Source organism: Paenibacillus sp. OT2-17 (assembly GCF_009827695.1).
Classification (GTDB): domain Bacteria; phylum Bacillota; class Bacilli; order Paenibacillales; family Paenibacillaceae; genus Paenibacillus; species Paenibacillus polymyxa_B.
Map to the genome: position 1 here is coordinate 1 of NZ_WUDQ01000483.1, position 2,832 is coordinate 2,832.

The 2,832-nt window shown below is 48.5% G+C and carries 2 protein-coding genes and 1 pseudogene; 1 reads left to right on the forward strand and 2 read right to left on the reverse strand.

Annotated features, from left to right (window positions below):
- Positions 1 to 670, reverse strand: a pseudogene (locus tag GRP75_RS23445) (anthranilate phosphoribosyltransferase); the annotation flags it as partial.
- 19 nt (positions 671 to 689) lie between these two features.
- Positions 690 to 1,292, reverse strand: a complete 603-nt coding sequence (locus tag GRP75_RS23450) for an ANTAR domain-containing response regulator (RefSeq protein ID WP_160790510.1) — start codon at positions 1,290 to 1,292, stop codon at positions 690 to 692.
- Positions 1,293 to 1,738: 446 nt separating this feature from the next.
- Between GRP75_RS23450 and GRP75_RS23455 the strand changes: the two genes are divergently transcribed.
- Positions 1,739 to 2,832: NAD(P)/FAD-dependent oxidoreductase (locus GRP75_RS23455; protein ID WP_160790511.1), on the forward strand; the 1,094-nt coding region annotated here is incomplete at its 3' end.

The window sequence follows — 2,832 nt, forward strand, 5'->3', positions numbered from 1 at the left end:
CGGTCAGAGCCCTGCGGTAATTCAGATTTTGCATGAGTTTTGCCGTCTTCTCGAACACAGTATTGTGGAAAACGCCGAATACAATATACGGGGAAGAACCGTAATCAACCAGTTTCTCGGCAGTATTCAGCACTGTGCGAAGCCCCAGCTCTTCGCGAATGGGCCGCATATCTCGCAGGGGCGCGCACCACTGTTCGGAGACAACGAACAGTACACCAGTCAGCTTCGCGGCATGAATGGCGGTTTCACGTGTCATGTTCCGGGACGTTACCCCCATTTCCTGCAGTAAAAGCGGGAGCGTAACACCCCATTTGGGAGGGAGAGGTGCACTGCCATGCATCGTTACAGGAATTCCGCATGAGGCGAGTAGAAAGGCCGTTGCGAAGGTGGCGATAAATGAAGACTTCCTGCCATCGTACGGACCGGCGAAATCAATCCCTTCCTGCATCGGAAAGCGATGGGTATATTTACGGCAGATGTTTACGAATGCTTCCAACTCGGCAACACTCTCCATTTTAATGCGCTCCGCGGCAAAGAAAGCTCCGATTTGAGCAGGGGTTGCTGACTGGGTCATAATAAGTTCGGCAGCAGCTTCGGCTTCGGCGTAATTCAGATCCCGGGCGCCCCTTTTGCCGCGACCAACTTCTTTTAATATTTCAATGATATTCATGTTCGGGCCCCTTTCAGATTTATGCTTTTAGCATTTGCTGTGCTTTGACGATGGAGATGGCCACATCAACGATACGTTTGCGTTCGTTCATTGCTTTTTTGCGTAGCACATCATATGCTTCCGCTTCCGGGATACCGTTTACATCCCCAAGTATTCCTTTCGCCATATCAATCCATTTGCGTTCTTCCATCCGAGCGGTCAGTTGCTTGCGTTCACTTTGCCAGTGCTGGCGTTCAAAAAAGCGTTTGGCGCTAAAATGAAGAGCCCAATTCAGCTCATGGGCTGCCATAGAAGGGGTTAGAATGCCATCGACAGTGACATCAGCTTCACAGGCCTCTGTCGATGATAGCGCTGATTCTGCGCTGCACCACCAGAGCAATGGGACCGCTTTGGCTAGCTCCAGCCTGCCACTCCATATGCTGATAGTGCCGACAGGTATGTTTAGTACCGCCGCGTCTGCATTAAGAATTAGCTGTTTGATTTCAGATTCATTGCGGCAGGGCAGGGTTAGGTATCCGTTGGACTCTAAAAGGTGCTCAGGTCCTGCCTGCCATGAGGAAACGGCGTGTGTCTGCTCAGATACATAGTCAGAATGTAAGTGAATTACCAACAAGGAACGCAAGCGGGCTCCTCCTCTCTGTAACATGAAGGGTAGTTAGCGATGGGGATAGTAATCATTGATAACAAATATGACATAAGATTTTGTCTGCCTGCTTATTTTTTTCATCATCATCAAGCTAAAACGGACTTTTAAACCATTTTGGCGTGTTTTGGACTGAAAATCAATCCTAATTTTGTAGGGGAGTGATATTTTATACGTCATAGATATGTTACATGGTGATAAAATATAATTTTTTATAAGTTTATGCGTAAGGAATGTTGACATATCATTTGAAGCATTATATATTAGCTACAATACTTTTTAATTCCATACTCTGATGGATACAACGGCGTATTCGATGAAACGGCAATGGAGCCTGTTTTCTCATGTGGAGGGATATTTTGAATCCCCATATGTGAAGCGGGCTTTTTATGTTTTGAGGATACAAATGGAAGGGGAGTGACGTGATGAACGATATTCAAAAGTTAGTGTTGATCGGCAACGGAATGGCAGGGATACGCACTCTCGAACATTTGCTGAAGCTTGCACCAGGTAGCTATGAGATTACGGTATTCGGGGCCGAGCCCCATCCAAACTATAACCGGATCATGCTGTCCTCCGTTCTGGCGGGAGGAGCTGGTTTGCAGGATATTGTCATTAACGACTGGAGTTGGTATGAAGACAACAATATTCGATTGTATACCGATGATCCTGTCACAGCCATCGACACGGAAAAGCAGCAGGTGACGTCACGCTCCGGCGTATGCATCTCTTATGATTTGTTGTTGTTGGCAACAGGTTCTAAAGCCTTTATGCTGCCGCTTCCAGGGGCCGACAAGGAGGGTGTTATCGGTTTTAGGGATATTCGTGACTGTGAAACGATGATGGAGACGGCAAAGACGCACAAAAAAGCAGCTGTTATCGGCGGCGGATTGCTTGGGCTAGAGGCAGCTAGGGGGCTGCTTAACTTGGGGATGGACGTCACAGTTATTCATATTAACGGATATATTATGGATCGGCAGCTGGATGAGGCTGCTTCCCTTATGCTCCGGCGCGAGCTGGAGGAGCAGGGAATGACTTTTCTGGTCAATAAGCGAACGGCGGCTATTACGGGCCGTCGTCGCGTGGAAGGATTGAAATTTGCCGATGGCAGTGAGCTGGAAGCAGACTTGATCGTTATGGCGGTAGGCATCAGACCAGACATTGAACTGGCGGTGTCGGCGGGAATTCCTGTAAACCGTGGCATCATCGTAAATGATTACATGGAAACGAATGTCCCTGGCATATACGCCGTTGGCGAATGTGCAGAACACCAGGGAATCACTTACGGACTGGTAGCTCCATTATACGAGCAGGGTGGTGTGCTGGCTCAGCGGCTCGCGGGAATGGAGACTCCCGGCTACAGTGGTTCCGTCACTTCTACAAGGTTGAAGGTATCGGGTGTCGACGTGTTTTCAGCAGGGCATTACAAGGATGAACCGGGAACACGTTCCCTGCGGTATCAGGATGATATTGGCGGCGTCTACAAAAAAATCGTGATCAAGGACGAAAAACTGATCGG